At 45.1% G+C, this 17635-nt stretch carries 15 protein-coding genes and 1 pseudogene; all 16 read left to right on the top strand.

Annotated elements, in window-relative coordinates:
- Positions 1-16: 16 nt before the first annotated feature.
- The 16 genes and pseudogenes from fdx to urtB all read left to right on the top strand — a co-directional run bounded on the left by fdx (position 17) and on the right by urtB (position 17633).
- Positions 17-355, top strand: a complete 339-nt coding sequence (gene fdx / locus AB4274_RS05415; protein ID WP_010440525.1) for an ISC system 2Fe-2S type ferredoxin — start codon at positions 17-19, stop codon at positions 353-355.
- 134 nt (positions 356-489) lie between these two features.
- The gene (gene iscX, locus AB4274_RS05410; RefSeq protein ID WP_004740335.1) at positions 490-690 is read left to right on the top strand and encodes a Fe-S cluster assembly protein IscX; all 201 of its coding nucleotides are present in this window, start codon (positions 490-492) and stop codon (positions 688-690) included.
- A 206-nt stretch (positions 691-896) separates the two neighbouring features.
- Positions 897-2192 (top strand): aminopeptidase PepB, encoded by a 1296-nt coding sequence (gene pepB, locus AB4274_RS05405; protein ID WP_372111269.1) that lies wholly within the window; start codon positions 897-899, stop codon positions 2190-2192.
- Between the two features lie 106 nt (positions 2193-2298).
- Complete coding sequence (gene ndk / locus AB4274_RS05400) at positions 2299-2733, top strand: nucleoside-diphosphate kinase (RefSeq protein WP_016797173.1); 435 nt, start codon at positions 2299-2301, stop codon at positions 2731-2733.
- Positions 2734-3174: 441 nt separating this feature from the next.
- Positions 3175-4317 (top strand): bifunctional tRNA (adenosine(37)-C2)-methyltransferase TrmG/ribosomal RNA large subunit methyltransferase RlmN, encoded by a 1143-nt coding sequence (locus tag AB4274_RS05395; protein ID WP_372111268.1) that lies wholly within the window; start codon positions 3175-3177, stop codon positions 4315-4317.
- A 440-nt stretch (positions 4318-4757) separates the two neighbouring features.
- Complete coding sequence (gene rodZ, locus AB4274_RS05390; RefSeq protein ID WP_372111266.1) at positions 4758-5714, top strand: cytoskeleton protein RodZ; 957 nt, start codon at positions 4758-4760, stop codon at positions 5712-5714.
- A 7-nt stretch (positions 5715-5721) separates the two neighbouring features.
- Entirely contained in the window at positions 5722-6843 is a 1122-nt protein-coding gene (ispG, locus tag AB4274_RS05385; protein WP_009848294.1) for a flavodoxin-dependent (E)-4-hydroxy-3-methylbut-2-enyl-diphosphate synthase, read from the top strand.
- Between the two features lie 70 nt (positions 6844-6913).
- Positions 6914-8182: a histidine--tRNA ligase gene (gene hisS, locus AB4274_RS05380; RefSeq protein ID WP_017062514.1), complete on the top strand. Its 1269-nt coding sequence runs from the start codon at positions 6914-6916 to the stop codon at positions 8180-8182.
- Positions 8183-8261: 79 nt separating this feature from the next.
- Positions 8262-8876: a YfgM family protein gene (locus AB4274_RS05375; RefSeq protein WP_017062513.1), complete on the top strand. Its 615-nt coding sequence runs from the start codon at positions 8262-8264 to the stop codon at positions 8874-8876.
- A gap of 10 nt (positions 8877-8886) precedes the next feature.
- Positions 8887-10047: an outer membrane protein assembly factor BamB gene (gene bamB / locus AB4274_RS05370; RefSeq protein ID WP_017062512.1), complete on the top strand. Its 1161-nt coding sequence runs from the start codon at positions 8887-8889 to the stop codon at positions 10045-10047.
- Positions 10048-10205: 158 nt separating this feature from the next.
- Entirely contained in the window at positions 10206-11687 is a 1482-nt protein-coding gene (gene der / locus AB4274_RS05365; RefSeq protein ID WP_017062511.1) for a ribosome biogenesis GTPase Der, read from the top strand.
- A 131-nt stretch (positions 11688-11818) separates the two neighbouring features.
- Entirely contained in the window at positions 11819-12721 is a 903-nt protein-coding gene (locus tag AB4274_RS05360) for an alanyl-tRNA editing protein (protein ID WP_372111264.1), read from the top strand.
- A 289-nt stretch (positions 12722-13010) separates the two neighbouring features.
- A pseudogene (locus tag AB4274_RS05355) lies at positions 13011-13999 on the top strand (sensor domain-containing diguanylate cyclase).
- 36 nt (positions 14000-14035) lie between these two features.
- On the top strand, positions 14036-14263 hold the full coding sequence (locus AB4274_RS05350; RefSeq protein WP_372111261.1) for a zinc ribbon domain-containing protein: 228 nt from the start codon (positions 14036-14038) through the stop codon (positions 14261-14263).
- Positions 14264-14557: 294 nt separating this feature from the next.
- Positions 14558-15844 carry an urea ABC transporter substrate-binding protein gene (urtA, locus tag AB4274_RS05345; protein WP_004735113.1) on the top strand — a complete coding sequence of 429 codons (1287 nt, stop codon included), beginning with the start codon at positions 14558-14560 and terminating at the stop codon, positions 15842-15844.
- Positions 15845-16004: 160 nt separating this feature from the next.
- Positions 16005-17633: an urea ABC transporter permease subunit UrtB gene (gene urtB, locus AB4274_RS05340; protein WP_372111257.1), complete on the top strand. Its 1629-nt coding sequence runs from the start codon at positions 16005-16007 to the stop codon at positions 17631-17633.
- The last annotated feature ends 2 nt before the right edge of the window (positions 17634-17635 follow it).

Raw genomic sequence — 17635 nt, 5'->3', positions numbered from 1 at the left:
TAGAGAATAGATAAACATGCCAAAGATTATTGTTTTACCTCACGAAGATCTATGTCCAGAAGGCGCTGTTTTAGAAGCAAAAACTGGTGAGACGGTTCTTGATGTTGCACTGAAGGCCGGTATTGGTATTGAACACGCATGTGAGAAATCGTGCGCATGTACAACATGTCACGTTGTGATTCGTGAAGGTTTTGATTCTTTAGAAGAGAGTGATGATCTAGAAGACGACATGCTAGATAAAGCATGGGGCTTAGAGATGGAATCTCGCTTGGGTTGCCAAGCTAAAGTGGCTGATACGGATCTTGTTGTAGAGATTCCAAAGTACACGTTGAACCTGGCTTCTGAAGACCATTAAGAACCTGTTCTCAGTCATGGCTAATACAGCGATGACTGAGAGAGTTATTGCTTAGACAAACATACTAAGAAAACTGGCCTAGAATATAGATCATAAAGGTGACCAAGCGTCGCTGATAAATATAAGGAAGTGTTATGAGCTTGAAGTGGATTGATTCGCGAGATATCGCAATTGAGCTATGTGATTTGTACCCTGATACTGATCCTAAAACGGTACGTTTTACCGATCTGCATCAATGGGTGCTAGACCTTGAAGAGTTCGACGACGAGCCTAACCACTCGAATGAGAAAATCTTAGAGGCTATTATTTTGTGCTGGATGGATGAGATGGATTAATCCTCTTATCTGATGATTTGGTCGCGGGTTGGCATCAGTCCAATATAAAACGCAGCCAAGTTAACAATTCTTACTAAAAAAAGCGGACCTTATGGTCCGTTTTTTTATCAAAATGACATTTTCCTCCTACATAATGCTAACATCAGTGAGCTAATAAAAAATAATCAGAATCACACTCTCGAAGTGGTTCATGACAAGGAGAAATCATGTCTACACAGATGCCAGTATTTTTAAGTCAAGAAGCTGCCCAGCCTCAGTGGGGAGCAAGAGCTATTTTATCGTTCTCAGAAGCGGGAGCGACAATTCACATTGGTGAAGGCCACGATCTAGGCGCAGTTCAACGTGCGGGTCGTACGCTTGACGGACAAGGTATCGCATTCGTTTCACTTCGTGGTGAAGGTTGGGTTCTAGAAAGCGTTTGGGCTTTCTACCAAGGCTACCGTGGACCAAAGAAAAAGAATGCATTGGAATGGGATGCACTTTCAGAAGCCGATCAAACTGAGCTTGAAGCTCGTATTCGCGCAACTGACTGGACGCGTGACATTATCAATAAAACCGCTGAAGAAGTGGCACCTCGTCAACTTGCGACAATGGCTGCAGAATACATCAAGTCAGTGGCACCAGCGGGCACTGTTAAAGCGAAGATTGTTAAAGACAAGGATCTACTAACCGAAGGTTGGGAAGGCATCTACGCGGTCGGCCGTGGCTCTGAGCGTACATCAGCAATGCTGCAACTGGACTTCAACCCAACAGGCGATGAAAACGCACCTGTATTTGCTTGTTTAGTCGGTAAAGGTATTACGTTCGATTCGGGCGGTTACAGTATCAAGCCAGGCCAATTCATGACAGCGATGAAAGCTGACATGGGTGGCGCAGCAACGATTACTGGTGGTTTAGGTCTTGCGATTGAACGCGGTCTTAACAAGCGCATCAAGCTTATTCTATGTTGTGCAGAGAACATGATCTCTGGTCGCGCATTGAAGCTTGGCGATATCATTACCTACAAAAACGGTAAAACAGTTGAGATCATGAACACTGATGCGGAAGGTCGCTTAGTGCTAGCTGATGGCCTGATGTACGCAAGTGCACAAAGCCCTGAGCTGATCATCGACTGTGCAACGCTAACAGGCGCGGCTAAAAACGCATTAGGTAACGACTACCACGCACTATTAAGCTTCGATGATGAGTTGTCTCACCAAGCGCTAACAGCGGCAAACCAAGAGAAAGAAGGCTTATGGCCACTGCCTCTTGCTGATTTCCACCGTGGTATGTTGCCTTCAAACTTTGCTGATCTTTCAAACATCAGCACAGGCGATTACACACCGGGTGCAAGTACAGCAGCGGCATTCCTTTCTTACTTTGTAGATGATTACAAAAAAGGTTGGATTCATATGGATTGCGCGGGTACTTACCGTAAGTCAGCAAGTGACAAGTGGGCGGCAGGCGCAACGGGTATGGGCGTTCGCACACTGGCTCGTCTTCTTATCGACCAAGCAAAATAATAATAAGGGTGAGCGGTATTTTGTGCCGCTCATTCATAAAGCTCAGATCGAAAGATCTCAGTAATTTCAGTATTTAATAACAAAAAAATGAAGTGAAGGAATCCCTATGGCTCTAGAAAGAACGTTCTCAATTGTTAAGCCGGATGCAGTTAAGCGTAACCTTGTTGGTGAAATCTACCACCGTATCGAAAAAGCAGGCCTAGAAATTATTGCTGCTAAAATGGTTCGTCTTACTGAAGAGCAAGCGAGTGGCTTCTACGCTGAACACGAAGGCAAAGAGTTCTTCCCGGCTCTTAAAGAGTTTATGACTTCTGGTCCTATCATGGTTCAAGTGCTTGAAGGCGAAAACGCTATCGCTCGTTACCGTGAGCTTATGGGTAAAACAAACCCAGAAGAAGCGGCATGTGGCACTATCCGTGCTGACTACGCAATCAGCATGCGTTACAACTCAGTACACGGCAGCGACAGCCCTGAGTCTGCAGCTCGCGAAATCGAATTCTTCTTCCCAGAATCTGAAATTTGCCCACGCCCAGCTCAATAATCGGCACAGCAAATGATTCTAAAGGCTTCACTTCGGTGAGGCCTTTTTTGTAAGTGGATTTTACGCTCTCGATAATCAATTTAGTCGTCATTCTCGAAAGCGACGAAGGAGCGTAATCGGGAATCTGTTTTTGTTATTGGAGATTCCAGATACTTCGTTCCTCAGTTCTGGAATGACGGGGAACTTTGGAGCAACCATCTCGTGGTAAATATTATCGAGCAATTGGTGATTATTTACGTCATTCCCGAAAGCGACGAAGGAGTGTAATCGGGAATCTTTGTTTAAATTGGGTAATCTCAGGCCGATAAATACAATTGTTCAAATTTTAATCGCTTAAGTTTGAATGTCTTAATAAACACAGGGTTTTACAATGCTTGTTGAAGTTGCGTAAAGCCTGTACAATTCGCGCCCTTAATTATTGTTCCGTCATTGAGAGGCATCATGACCACAGCTAAAGTCAATCTACTCGATTTTGATCGTAAAGGTCTTCGTAAATTTTTCACAGAAGAACTGAATGAGAAAGCGTTTCGAGCAGAGCAAGTGATGAAGTGGATTTATCACTTCGGTGTCGATGACTTCGAACAAATGAATAACATCAACAAAAAGTTACGTGAGAAACTTCAACGTCGCTGTGAGATTGTTGCACCTGTTGTTTCTGAAGCTCAACACTCTTCAGATGGCACAATTAAATGGGCGATGAGCGTTGGCGACCAAGACGTTGAAACGGTATACATCCCAGATGGTGACCGTGCGACGCTATGTGTATCTTCACAGGTTGGTTGTGCACTTGAATGTAAGTTCTGTTCTACAGCTCAACAAGGCTTCAACCGTAACCTAAAAGTTTCAGAGATTGTTGGCCAAATCTGGCGTGCATCTCGCGAAATCGGCCTAGAAAAAGAAACCGGTCGTCGTCCAATTACTAACGTTGTAATGATGGGTATGGGCGAGCCTCTATTGAACATGAAGAACCTAATGCCATCATTAGAAATCATGCTTGATGATCTAGGTTTCGCACTGTCTAAGCGTCGTGTAACCGTATCAACTTCTGGTGTTGTTTCTGGCCTTGACCAAATGACAGACAACATCGATGTCGCATTGGCTATTTCTCTACATGCGCCAAACGATGCACTACGTAGCCAAATCATGCCGATCAACGACCGTTGGGATATCCAAGACTTCCTAGCATCTGTTCGTCGTTACATTGCATCTTCAAACGCTAACCGCGGTAAAGTAACGGTTGAGTACGTGCTATTGGATCATGTGAATGATGATATGGACCACGCACGTGAACTTGCAGAGCTAATGAAAGAGACGCCTTGTAAGATCAACTTGATTCCATTCAACCCTTACCCGGGTTCGCCTTATAAGAAGCCAAGCAACTCTCGTATTGATCGCTTCCAAAAAACGCTGATGGAATACAACTACACAGTAACCGTTCGTAAGACTCGTGGTGATGATATTGATGCCGCGTGTGGTCAGTTAGTCGGTGATGTGATTGATAGAACCAAACGTACCAAAATGATCAAAGCAGCCTCTGAAGCGAACTTGATTGCCGGTGGTGTGATTGAAGTAAAAGCGCTATAAAACGCGATTAGAACCTAAACAAGCCAGAAGTCTTACTTCTGGCTTGTTGCTTTTCTGGGGTGCAGTTTTTGATTTTTTGGACTTCTTGCCCACGCTTTCTTACATTTTTCGTCAAATTTTGGACAAAACCATGAGCTGACGGTAAATTTTGTTTAAAGTGTTTTTGCCTTGTAATGGCATTAGCTTATGATTAACTAATCTTAAATTAATTTAAGTGCTCGCTTGCTACTGATCATCAATATGTCTATTTAGGTTGGCTACTTGATAAACTAGCTTCCTGAGAAGGTCATCCATAATAAATGAATGATGTTCGCCTTTAAGGGTTGATGATTTAGATAGCAGGAAAAATTCCACATAACGTGGGTTGTTAGATTGAGCTTAAACGACAATAAGAAAACGCTCTCCTCAACCTGCGATAATACTTTAGAAGTTCACTCTCTATGAACACAGAACAAGATACACAAGCGCAAGAAAACGTAGCTCCAGCTTTGGAAGCGGGAACGCTGCTTAAGAACAAACGAGAATCTCTTGGTTTAACGCAAAAGCAGATTTCTGATCGCTTGAAACTTCGCGTTACTCTGATCCAACAAATTGAAGAAAACCAATTCGAGTCAGATCAAGTGGCGACGTTTATGCGTGGCTATATTCGTTCATACGCGAAATACGTCAATCTTGACGAAAAAGTCGTATTGAGTGCGCTGCATCATGCCGGTGATGCTCAGCATCAAGAGCAAGAAATGCTGAGTTTTTCTCGTAAGACCAAAACCGAGAAGCACAACAGCCGTATTATGATCCTGACTTGGAGCATTTTTGCGGTCATTGCGGGTATCTCCTCACTTTGGTGGTGGCAGAACCAACAGCAAGACACCCTATCTCAATCTTTAGCGAATACTGAAAGCTCAGAAGAGCTAGCGGTAGAAGAATCACTTGCCCCTGAATTCACCTCTTTGGAAGTGATTGAAGCTGAACAAAACGAAGCGGGTGCTTCTGTTGTTGAAGGTGCTGAAGGCCTTGCTGCGATAAGCGATGCGGAAGAAAGTTCAGATGCTGTTACTCCAGCTGACGAAACTTCTGCACAACAAACAACAGAGACTGAACCAACTGCTGAAGCTGCTGCGAATGCAGAAACGGTTGAAGCTAGCACGGCTCCTGAAGCTGTGGCTTACGAACTAGTGATGCAGTTCACCGCTGATTGCTGGATCCAAGTAAAAGATGCAACGGGTAAAACCTTGTCGACTGGCATCAAAAAAGCAGGTCAGTCGTTAAATCTATCAGGAACTGCGCCATATAAAGTGATTCTAGGTGCGCCAGAAGGCGTATCAATGACATTTGCAAGTGAACCTGTCGACCTTTCTGGGTATACTTCAGGCAAAGTAGCTAGAATAACCTTACCTTAGAGTTAATATGCAACACGAATCTCCTATTATTCGTCGCAAATCAACCCGTATTTATGTGGGTGATGTGCCGATCGGTGATGGTGCACCAATTGCTGTGCAATCCATGACCAACACAAGAACAACAGATGTAGCCGCGACCGTTGCTCAAATTAGAGCTCTGGAAAAAGTTGGCGCTGATATCGTTCGCGTATCTGTACCGACTATGGATGCAGCTGAAGCCTTTAAGCTAATCAAGCAGCAGGTCTCTGTTCCTTTGGTTGCTGATATTCACTTCGACTACCGTATCGCACTTAAAGTGGCGGAATACGGCGTTGACTGTCTGCGTATCAACCCAGGTAACATCGGTAACGAAAGCCGTATCCGCTCAGTTGTTGATTGTGCACGTGATATGAATATTCCGATTCGTATTGGTGTTAACGGCGGTTCTCTTGAGAAAGAGATCCAAGAGAAATACACAGAACCTACAGCAGAAGCGCTTGTTGAATCAGCAATGCGTCATGTAGATATCCTAGACCGTCTGAACTTTGATCAATTCAAAGTCAGCGTGAAGGCTTCTGATGTATTCCTTGCTGTCGGTTCTTACCGTTTGCTGGCTAAGCAGATTGATCAACCTCTCCACCTTGGTATTACCGAAGCGGGTGGTGCGCGTGCAGGCTCTGTGAAGTCAGCGGTAGGTTTAGGTATGCTTCTTTCTGAAGGTATCGGCGATACGCTGCGTATATCGCTAGCGGCTGATCCGGTTGAAGAGATCAAAGTTGGCTTTGATATTCTTAAATCTTTGCGCATTCGTTCGCGTGGCATCAACTTCATTGCGTGTCCGAGCTGTTCTCGTCAAGAGTTCGATGTTATTAACACCGTTAATGCCCTTGAAGAGCGCCTAGAAGACGTGATCACTCCAATGGACGTATCTATCATCGGTTGTGTGGTTAACGGCCCTGGTGAAGCTGAAGTGTCTCACTTAGGTTTAGCTGGTAGTGCACGTAAGAGTGCCTTCTACGAAGATGGTAAGCGTCAGAAAGAGCGCTTCGACAACGATGACCTTGTCGACAAACTTGAAGCTAAGATTCGTGCAAAAGCGTCAGTGCTTGATAAAGCAAATCGCATTGATGTAGAAAACTTAGAAGATTAATACAACGCGATGGGGTGTGATTGTCTATTCGCACTAACACCTGGTCGTGAGAAATTACGGAATAAATACTGTGGCTAAAAATATTCAAGCAATTCGAGGCATGAACGACTGCCTTCCAACTCAATCACCACTGTGGCAGAAAGTAGAAAGCGCAGTTAAAAACGTGGTGAGTGCATACGGTTACAACGAAGTACGTATGCCTATCGTTGAAGAAACAAACCTATTTAGCCGTGCAGTTGGTGAAGAGACAGACGTTGTTTCTAAAGAGATGTACACCTTTGACGACCGCAATGGCGATAGCCTAACGCTGCGTCCAGAAGGCACAGCAGGTTGTGTTCGTTCATGTATTCAAAACAGCCTTATCAACCGTGATGAACAGCGCCTATGGTACATGGGCCCTATGTTCCGTCACGAGCGTCCTCAAAAAGGTCGTTACCGTCAATTCCACCAATGTGGTGTTGAAGTGTTTGGCCTAGACGGTCCAGACGTTGACGCAGAACTTATCATGATGACAGCACGTCTATGGCGTGAGCTAGGCATCGACAAGCACGTTCGCCTAGAGCTGAACTCAATCGGTTCTCAAGAAGATCGCGTTAGCTACCGCACTGCGTTAGTGGCTTTCCTTGAGCAACACATTGATGTGCTTGACGAAGACTGCAAACGTCGCATGCACACTAACCCTCTACGTGTACTTGATACTAAGAACCCTGATGTTCAAGCTATCTTAGGTGACGCACCTCGACTATCTGAATATCTAGGTGAAGAATCGAAGCAACATTTTGCTGGTTTGTGTGAACTTCTTGACGCTGTTGGTATCGAATACCAAGTTAATGAGCGTCTAGTACGTGGCCTAGATTACTACAACCGCACTGTATTTGAGTGGATCACAGACAGCCTTGGTGCTCAAGGTACAGTATGTGGCGGCGGTCGTTACGATGGTCTTGTTGAGCAACTAGGCGGCAAAGCAACCAATGCAGTTGGCTTCGCAATGGGTCTAGAGCGTTTGGTTCTTATGATGGAAACGCTAGAGCTAACAGAAGTTCGTCGTAGCGTTGATGTATACGTAGTTGCTGCTGGCGAAGGTACTATGATCGCGGGCATGCAGTTAGCGAATCAATTACGCGACACCGTTGAAGGCGTGCGTGTAATGAACCACTTCGGTGGTGGTAACTTCAAGAAGCAATTCAAACGTGCTGACAAAGTAGGTGCTGTTGTGGCGCTGGTACTTGGTGAGAACGAAGTTGCTGACAATACAGTTGTGCTAAAAGATCTGGTTGGCGGCGAGCAAGAAACCGTGTCTCAAACGGAAGTTGCAGAGAAAGTTGCTGCGCTAATCTAATTAGCCATTGAGCAAACGCTCATAATGAATACTAACGTCAGCACTATGCTGGCGTTTAAAGAATTAAAGAGGACAGGAAGTGGAACTTTACGATAGCGAAGAGCAACAAGTTGAAGCCATTAAAGATTGGTGGAAAGAGAACGGTAAAGCCGTAATCTTTGGTGCGGTTATTGGTTTAGGTGGTCTATTTGGCTGGCGCTATTACCAAGATTCAGTAGTTGAAGCGCGTGAAGCAGCTTCAGAAAGCTACACCTCTGTAATTTCAGCTCTTGATGTTAAGGGTGTTGATGCTCAATCTGATATTCAAGCTTTCATCGACGCAAACAAAGATGCTGAGTACTCAGTACTTGCTGCTATGCAACTAGCAAAAGTACAAGTACAAGCAGGCGATCTAGCGGCGGCACTTGAACAGCTCGAGTGGGCAAAATCGGCAACTAAGGACGCGGCACTTGCGCCACTACTTACTTACCGTGTTGCACGTATTAAAGCTGAGCAAGGTGAATTTGACGCAGCACTGACTGATCTTGCTGCTATGACAGATGAATCTTGGAAAGGCCGTGTTGCTGAACTGCGTGGTGATATCTCACTTCGTAAAGGCGACACAGACGCAGCATACAGTGCTTACACAGAAGCACAGCAAGCTGTTGACGCTAGCCAAACGCTTCAAATCAAACTTGACGACCTAGCTAAATAAGGCGCTTTGAATGAAGAAGATGTTTCCAAAAGCGGCGTTGTGTGCGATTGCTCTTGGCCTACTAGCTGGCTGTGCGGGTGAAGAAGACACCGTAATCATGGCTCCAGTCCCAACGGTAAACAGCGAGTTCACTCCTAGTCAGGAATGGTCTACGTCGGTTGGTGATGGTGTTGGTCACTACTTTTCAAAACTAACGCCAGAATTGGCTTACGACAAAGTGTTTGTTGCAAGCCGTGAAGGTATGGTTAAAGCGCTTGATCCTGATACAGGTAAAGCGCTGTGGAAAGTCGATCTTGAGAAAGACGTATTGGCTCGTTTATCGGGTGGCTTAACGGCGGCTTACGGTAAAGTTTTTGTTGGTTCTGAAAATGGCGAAGTGATCGCACTGGAAGAATCGACCGGTGAAGAGCTGTGGCGTGTATCAGTCAATGGCGAGGTGCTTGCATCCCCAGCAACTGATAGCAACATGGTCATTGTTCATACCAGTCGCGGTATGTTGATCGCGTTAGATCAAGCAAGCGGTGAACAAAAATGGACCATCAGTACGGAAGTACCAAGCCTAACACTGCGTGGCGATAGCTCGCCTGTTGCAGTTTCTGGTGGTGTATTCTGGGGTACAGCAAATGGTCGTCTAGCTGCGGCTATCGTTGATCGTGGTCAGCTTATTTGGCAACAGCCAGTAGGCACACCAAAAGGTGCAACGGAAATTGATCGTTTGGTTGATGTTGATGCATCTCCAATTGTTCTTGGTGGCACCCTGTATACCGTAGGTATCAATGGTCAGCTGATTGCTATCGACCTTCGTTCTGGTAAGCCAATTTGGAAACGTAACTACTCATCAGCGATTGATTTAGCAAGTGATGGTAGCCGTTTGTTCGTTGTTACCGACAAAGACCATGTGGTTGCGGTTGATGCGCGTAGTGGTACTGAACTGTGGAGCACTCCATTGTTAGAAAACCGCTTACTGACAGCACCTGCTATTATTAATGGTTATGTAGTCGTGGGTGATACTGAAGGTTATCTGCACTGGTTGGATCGTTCATCGGGTGAGTTTGTTGCTCAACAGCTTGTCGATGATAGCGGCTTTGCGGTTGCACCAATTGAACTGCCTGAAGGCTACTTAGTGACGACTCGCAATGGCGATGTAAAGAAACTAACGATTAGCCAATAAAAGCGTGATATAATTCACAGTCGGCTCCTGGTTGGTAACAGCCAGGAGCCGTTTTGTTGTTAAAAATTAATAAACCGTGTGGTTATAGGTAAGAGTTTAAACTTGCGAACAAGTGCTTACCTATAACTACATTTAGAGAAGAAATTGTAGAGGTTGTTATGGTACCTGTTGTTGCTCTAGTAGGGCGTCCGAACGTAGGTAAATCTACGTTATTTAACCGATTGACTCGAACTCGTGATGCATTGGTTGCGGATTTCCCTGGCTTAACGCGTGACCGTAAATACGGTCATGCTCATTTTAGCGAGCATGACTTTATTGTTATTGACACTGGCGGTATCGACGGTACTGAAGAAGGTGTTGAAACTAAAATGGCTGAACAGTCGCTAGCGGCGATTGATGAAGCTGATGTCGTTCTATTTATGGTAGATGGCCGTGCGGGTCTAACACCTTCAGACGTGGCGATTGCTAAGCACCTACGTCAACTAGAAAAGCCTTCAATGCTAGTAGTAAACAAGGTTGATGGTATCGACCCTGATGCTGCAAGTGCTGACTTCTGGCAACTAGGTGTAGAAGACATGTACCAAATCGCTGCGGCGCATGGTCGTGGTGTTACTGCACTTATTGACCTTGCTCTTAACCCATTCGCAGAAGCGCTAAAAGCTGAGAATGGCGAAGTAAGCGACTTAACTGAGTTTGAAGACGAAGAAGAAGAGCAGGTTGAATTTACAGAAGAAGAAGCTGAAGCAGAATTCAAGCGTCTTCAAGATCAACCGATCAAACTAGCGATCATTGGCCGTCCTAACGTAGGTAAATCAACGCTAACGAACCGTATTCTTGGTGAAGAGCGTGTGGTTGTTTACGATATGCCAGGTACGACTCGTGACTCTATCTACATCCCAATGCAGCGTGACGAGCGTGAATACGTTCTAATCGATACTGCGGGTGTTCGTCGTCGTAAAAACATCAACGAAACGGTAGAGAAGTTCTCAGTGGTTAAAACACTGAAAGCGATTGAAGATGCTAACGTTGTATTGCTGCTTATCGATGCTCGCGAAAACATCTCTGATCAAGATCTAAGCTTGCTAGGCTTTGCGTTGAACGCTGGTCGTTCAATTGTTATTGCCGTAAACAAGTGGGATGGCCTAGATAACGACGTTAAAGAACGCGTTAAGAAAGAGCTAGACCGTCGCTTAGGCTTCGTTGATTTCGCACGTATTCACTTTATCTCTGCACTTCACGGTACAGGTGTTGGTCACTTGTTTGAGTCTGTACAAGAAGCTTACAAGTCAGCGACTACTCGTGTTGGTACTTCTGTGCTAACTCGTATCATGAAGATGGCGACTGATGATCACCAACCGCCTATGGTTCGTGGCCGTCGTGTGAAACTGAAATACGCGCACGCTGGTGGCTACAACCCACCGATTATCGTTATCCACGGCAACCAAGTTCGTAACTTGCCAGATTCATACAAACGATTCTTGATGAACTACTACCGTCGTTCACTAGAAATCATGGGTACACCTATTCGCATTCAATTCCAGAACAGCGAGAACCCATTTGAAGCTAAGACAAACAAGCTGACAATTTCTCAAGAACGTAAACGTAAGCGTATGATGAGCATGGTTAAAGGTCGTAAGTAAACCTTTCCAATAGATTTGATACCCGAGCCTGTCTCGGGTATTTTTTTAAGCAAAATTCACGTTAAGCCATAACAATACGTTTTTATCATCATGGCTCAACGAATCAGACTAGATTCCAGAAGAAGAACGATATGACTACTAGCGATTTGATTACACCTGTGTCAGCAATCACACCAACCATCACTCAATTTTGTCATCAGGCTTGGCAGCTCAATGCTAAAGCGCAGTACGTTGAAAGCGACGACAGCAAAACTTACCTGATTGCCGACGTAACACCTTTCCACCCAGTGAGTCATATTTGGCCCGATCACCCTGCAGACCAAGGCTTTGTGAATGTTGGTGACGTGCAATTTCCCGTTGAAGACTGCCTTGTTGGTGCTATAGAACAATCTACTGGCAAGCTTCATATCGCAGCAGATATCCCTGTTAAGCGTGATACGGAAGGGTGGGCGTTTGTTGTTGTCCACCAGCTACCTACATCTGCTTCTATGATTAAGGTTAACGACGAAGTCGTGTTGTCGGTTGATAAAGAGTACCAAGCCAGTTTGAGCCGTGGTCACAGTGCTGGCCACATCGCTTTCCTAGCCTTGAATAAAGTATTGGCTGAGAGCTACTGGCGTAAAGATGCGGACAGAAAAGATCCGCTTGGCAGTTACGACTTCAATAGTTATGCACAAGTGACGAGCTTTGTGACTCCAGAGCTGTGTACCGATAAGTATCGCTTAGGCAAAACCCTGAAGAAGCGCGGTTTGAACGTTGCAGACATGCTAGCAAATCTTGATGACATCGAAGCTGATATCAACCAAATGCTTGCGGGCTGGCTTGCAGAGCCGACGCCAGTTGCGATGAGACTAGAAGGCGAGGCGTTAACAGACTCTCGTTACTGGGAGTGGCAGCTTGACGCAGATACTCAGGTCACTATTCCTTGTGGTGGCACACACATTGGAAATACCTCAGAACTTGGTGCGCTGTCCGTTAAGCTGACCCAGCTAGATGGCCAAAACATTGAAATGCTGACGCATGTAATTCGATGATTTAGACTACAGATCGAAATGGCTTATGCTGTTTATTTTATTTTTACATGTCACTTTTGATATAAATGACTATTTGAAATTGAAATGCAGCACATGTAACTTATGCTTTCGGTGTGTGGTGATATAAATATTCTTTTTGGGGTAGATCGCTGATCAAAATAGATAAAGCGAAAGATCAACCTATGATCTTCGATTGTGTGTCGTACTAATTTAGTGTGCTATTATTAACCAATAACAAGCTTGCATAAGAACAAGCTGTACCCGATTACACAATTGAAAGCCTTAGTGAATGGAACAACAATTTTTATTAGAAGGTCATCGAGCCGTCAATAGTTTGCTGCGGAAGCTTGCGCTTGGGATGGATCGCAAAGATTTAAATCACAAGATTATTCAGCTTACCGAGCAGCGCATGGCTTCAATTTTACTGCTCAACTCAGAGTCTAAACGTTACACCTTGAGTATGCCCCAAACCTGCCTGATTTTTACAATCAACAGATTGAAGGGATAGGAATTGGTGCGGGGATAGGCTCTTGTGGCGAGGCAGCTGCGCTTAAGAAAGCAGTGATGGTCTCCAACATAAATGCACACCCAAACTGGGCACCTTTTCTGGTCTTAACCAATCAAGCGAATTTACATGCCTGTTGGTCGGTCCCCATTATCTCGTCGCGCGGTAATGTGTTGGTTACCTTCGCTATTTATAGCCAGTACATCTCTGAACCACATGAATTTGAGCTCGAGATCTTAGAGCTACTGGCTTCCCTGTATTCGGTAGCACTAGAGAAGTTTGAGCTGGAGAACCAGCTAAACTTTTTCGCTAATCGAGATTCTTTAACCCATTGCTTGAATCGTCTCGCATTGTTTAATGAAGCGGAGAAAGTGTTGGCCAAGCGATGCTTTTCTGAAAAGGTGATGGCGTGTTTGTTTGTTGATGTCGATAAGTTCAAATCGATAAATGATACCTATGGCCACAGTTTCGGTGACGATGTGCTGTTGGCGGTTGCCGAAGTTCTTGATGAGGCAACCACAGCATGTGCCAAGATAGGCCGTTATGGTGGCGATGAGTTTGTGGTGTTCTCTTGCTTTGATGATCAAGAAAGCGTTGTTAGCTTCTACCACAGCTTAGAGAAAGCACTGCAACAAGCGCTTTATATCAATGATGTGCAGTTCTCAGTGAGTGTTGGGTTGTCTTGTGAGAAAGATCCTCAAGGATTAGACCAGTTGATCGCACAAGCTGATAAGAACATGTACCAAATCAAGCAAGCGAAGTCTCAGCGGTAGTAGATTGTAAAAATAGTAGTGAATTAGGAAATGCTAATGAGTGAAAATATCTGCCCTAAGTGCCAGTCTGAGCTAGCTTGGGATGGCAAGTATCATTGTGAAAGTTGTCAGGCTCACTTTACTAAAGTTGGGTTTTGCCCTGAGTGCAGCAGCCAACTTGAGAAGCTTCAAGCCTGTGGTACGGCGAGCTATTTTTGCAACGGTGATTGCAACGAGTTGAAATCTAAGTCGAGAGTAAAATTCGAATTTAAAACAGCGGAATAGCCTTAAACTACATGGTTTGAACGACCATCGGTGATGTTATACCAGAGACTCAATACTAAAGTGTTGGGTCTTTTTTGTATCTGAAGAACAGGAATGTGTCATCTTGGTTCATTCCCACCGTCACTGCACCAGTATGAAACATAGTTACATGATTGCTATGCACTCTATTGGTGTGAGTTTCTTTTAAATTCTATTAATACAATTACTTATAAATAATTTCATTGGTTTATAAGTTTGGCACTCTTATTGTAACTCTGTAATTGAATAACAAAAATACAATTATGGAGTAATATCATGAACAAGGTGTTCAATTTATCGCTAGCTGCACTGTGTACAACACTTTCATTTTCTTCTGCAACAGTGTTTGCTGCTGATGAGACCATCAAGGTCGGTGTTCTACACTCACTCTCTGGCACCATGGCGATCAGTGAGACAACGCTAAAAGATACCGTGCTAATGCTCATCGAAGAGCAGAACAAAAAGGGCGGTTTGCTTGGTAAGAAGCTAGAGCCTGTCGTGGTTGACCCTGCGTCAAACTGGCCGCTATTTGCTGAGAAAGCGCGTGAGCTTATCGAAAAAGAGAAAGTGGATGTGGTGTTCGGTGGTTGGACGTCGGTATCACGTAAATCCATGCTACCTGTCTTTGAAGAACTCAACAGCATCCTTTTCTACCCAGTACAGTATGAAGGTGAAGAGTCTTCTAAAAACGTTTTCTACACCGGTGCCGCGCCAAACCAACAAGCGATCCCAGCAGTGGATTACTTGATGGAAGAGCTTGAAGTCGAGCGCTGGGTACTTGCAGGTACCGATTACGTTTATCCACGTACAACCAATAAGATCCTTGAAGCCTACCTAAAAGATAAAGGTGTCGCAGAAGAAGACATCATGATCAACTACACGCCATTTGGTCACTCTGATTGGCAATCTATCGTTTCAGACATCAAGAAGTTCGGTGAAGCGGGCAAGAAAACCGCTGTTGTTTCTACTGTGAATGGCGATGCGAACGTACCTTTCTATAAAGAGCTAGGCGCTCAAGGCATTTCATCTGAAGATATCCCAGTTATTGCATTCTCTGTTGGTGAAGAAGAACTGTCAGGCATGGACACAGAACCACTGGTGGGTCATCTAGCGGCTTGGAACTACTTCATGAGTGTTGATACCGAAGCCAATGAAGAGTTCGTTGAAACGTGGCAGTCGTTCATCAAGAGTGAAAAGCGTGTCACCAATGACCCAATGGAAGCGCACTATGTTGGCTTCAACATGTGGGCTCAAGCGGTCACTAATGCAGGCACAACCGATCCTGAATCTGTGCAAGATGCCTTGATTGGTGTGTCTGTTCCTAACCTTTCTGGCGGCTACTCTACCATGCTACCAAATCACCACATCACCAAACCAGTACTGATCGGTGAGATCCAAGATGATGGTCAATTCGACATTGTTTGGGAAACCACTGGACTCGTTGCGGGTGATGCTTGGTCGAGCTACTTACCTGAATCGGCAAAACTGTTCTCTAGCTGGTCGAAGCCATTCTCATGTGGTGCGTTTAACGTCGAAACGAAGAAGTGTTCTGGCGGTAACTAGAGCGTCAATTCAGGAATATTGAGCCTTCCGGTTTGGGAAGAACGCGTCTGTTTAACGGGCGAAGCGAACGGAAGGCTCATCGTTTCAGGTAATAACCACTATCCACACATCCTCCAAGTAAAAATAACAATATCTAACTTGGTTGGTTAAGGAAGCAGGGATGAAAAACGTATTAAACGTATTTAAAGCGCTGTTGCTCATGGCAGTCAGTGCTCAGTTGGCTTTTGCTGGAATAACGGATGAAGCTAGCTTTACCAAGGCGCTAGTTGGTAAGAAAACATCGGATAAAGAATTAGCTATCGATTGGGTGATTGAGACGCAAACGGGAGACGTGTCGAAAGCTATTTTAGATGGCTGGTTAAACGGAAACCTTTACTACTTCAATGAGAAACAGAGCGAGCAGTACAAACAGCTCTACCTCATTCAAAGTATCAAAACAGCGACGTCAGCTCAGTCAGTATGGGATGATTCAACGCTTAATATCGAGAATGCGAGACAGTTTAAAAAGGTTCGTGTGAATAACAAACTTCGCGGGATATTACGCGGGGAAATAGCCTCGATTGGACTGAACAGCGGCAACCCTGATGTGCGTTATAAGGCGGTTTTGGATTTGTTAGGAACCAAAGACGCTGACATTATCGAACGACTAACTGAACTCAGAGCCAATGAATCAGATGGCAAAGTAGCTGAGCTAATGGATTTGTCGTTAGCGATTGCCACTTCTCTTAATAACAGTGCCACCATTGAAGATCGTGTGGCTTCAATTGAACGAGTTGGTGACTTCAAACACTCGGTGGTTCTGAAAACACTGAATCAACTGTTAAACACTGAGCAAGATCCAAGCATTACCGCTGCAGCAGAACGTGCGATGGATAGCTATCAACAAAGCCAAGCACTCTATTCGGGTGTAGAGACCGTATTCTTCGGTTTGAGCTTAGGCTCGGTATTGGTACTGGCAGGCATTGGCTTAGCGATTACCTTTGGTGTGATGGGCGTTATCAACATGGCTCATGGTGAGCTGATCATGATTGGCGCTTACACCACCTATGTATTGCAGTTGTTGATGCCGAATCATATTGGCCTAGCGCTGATACTTTCCATTCCAGCGGCATTCATTGTTTCTGGCTTAGTGGGCATTGCGATTGAGCGCAGTGTGATTCGTCATCTTTATGGTCGCCCATTGGAAACCTTACTCGCGACCTTTGGTATTAGCTTAATCTTGCAGCAGGCTGTTCGTTCTATTTTCTCTCCTTTGAACCGCTCAGTGAGCACGCCTGAATGGATGTCTGGAGCACTTCAATTAAACCCAATGTTGTCCCTGACCTACAACCGCCTTTACATCATTCTCTTCTGTGGTTTGGTGTTTATGGGCTTATTAATGGTTCTGAAAAAGACACCACTAGGTTTGCAGGTTCGTGCGGTTTCTCAAAACCGTGGCATGGCTCGTGCGATGGGTATTCGTTCAGAGCGAGTTGATGCGATGACCTTCGGTTTAGGCTCTGGCGTTGCGGGTGTTGCAGGCGTGGCACTGTCTCAACTGACCAACGTTGGCCCTAATATGGGACAGGCGTACATCATCGACTCATTCATGGTGGTGGTATTCGGCGGTGTTGGCAACCTATGGGGCACGCTAGTCGCTGGCTTAAGCCTTGGTCTTTTCAACAAGATTTTAGAACCATGGGCTGGTGCGGTTCTCGCCAAGATTCTGGTACTGGTTTTCATCATTCTGTTTATTCAAAAACGCCCACGCGGACTCTTCCCGCAACGTGGTCGTGCGGCTGAAGGTTAAGG

The organism is Vibrio sp. 10N.261.55.A10, from assembly GCF_041470825.1.
GTDB classification, from domain to species: domain Bacteria; phylum Pseudomonadota; class Gammaproteobacteria; order Enterobacterales; family Vibrionaceae; genus Vibrio; species Vibrio crassostreae_C.
The sequence above is the reverse complement of the archived record's forward strand: the minus strand, read 5'-3'. Positions and strand labels throughout refer to the sequence as shown.

Excerpts from the sequence above, each read along its gene's own strand:
- bamB (WP_017062512.1), top strand. The coding sequence starts at position 8,887 with ATGAAGAAGATGTTTCCAAAAGCGGCGTTGTGTGCGATTGCTCTTGGC.
- rodZ (WP_372111266.1), top strand. The coding sequence starts at position 4,758 with ATGAACACAGAACAAGATACACAAGCGCAAGAAAACGTAGCTCCAGCT.
- iscX (WP_004740335.1), top strand. The coding sequence starts at position 490 with ATGAGCTTGAAGTGGATTGATTCGCGAGATATCGCAATTGAGCTATGT.
- pepB (WP_372111269.1), top strand. The coding sequence starts at position 897 with ATGTCTACACAGATGCCAGTATTTTTAAGTCAAGAAGCTGCCCAGCCT.
- ndk (WP_016797173.1), top strand. The coding sequence starts at position 2,299 with ATGGCTCTAGAAAGAACGTTCTCAATTGTTAAGCCGGATGCAGTTAAG.
- AB4274_RS05350 (WP_372111261.1), top strand. The coding sequence starts at position 14,036 with ATGAGTGAAAATATCTGCCCTAAGTGCCAGTCTGAGCTAGCTTGGGAT.
- urtA (WP_004735113.1), top strand. The coding sequence starts at position 14,558 with ATGAACAAGGTGTTCAATTTATCGCTAGCTGCACTGTGTACAACACTT.
- urtB (WP_372111257.1), top strand. The coding sequence starts at position 16,005 with ATGAAAAACGTATTAAACGTATTTAAAGCGCTGTTGCTCATGGCAGTC.
- ispG (WP_009848294.1), top strand. The coding sequence starts at position 5,722 with ATGCAACACGAATCTCCTATTATTCGTCGCAAATCAACCCGTATTTAT.
- der (WP_017062511.1), top strand. The coding sequence starts at position 10,206 with ATGGTACCTGTTGTTGCTCTAGTAGGGCGTCCGAACGTAGGTAAATCT.
- fdx (WP_010440525.1), top strand. The coding sequence starts at position 17 with ATGCCAAAGATTATTGTTTTACCTCACGAAGATCTATGTCCAGAAGGC.
- AB4274_RS05360 (WP_372111264.1), top strand. The coding sequence starts at position 11,819 with ATGACTACTAGCGATTTGATTACACCTGTGTCAGCAATCACACCAACC.
- AB4274_RS05395 (WP_372111268.1), top strand. The coding sequence starts at position 3,175 with ATGACCACAGCTAAAGTCAATCTACTCGATTTTGATCGTAAAGGTCTT.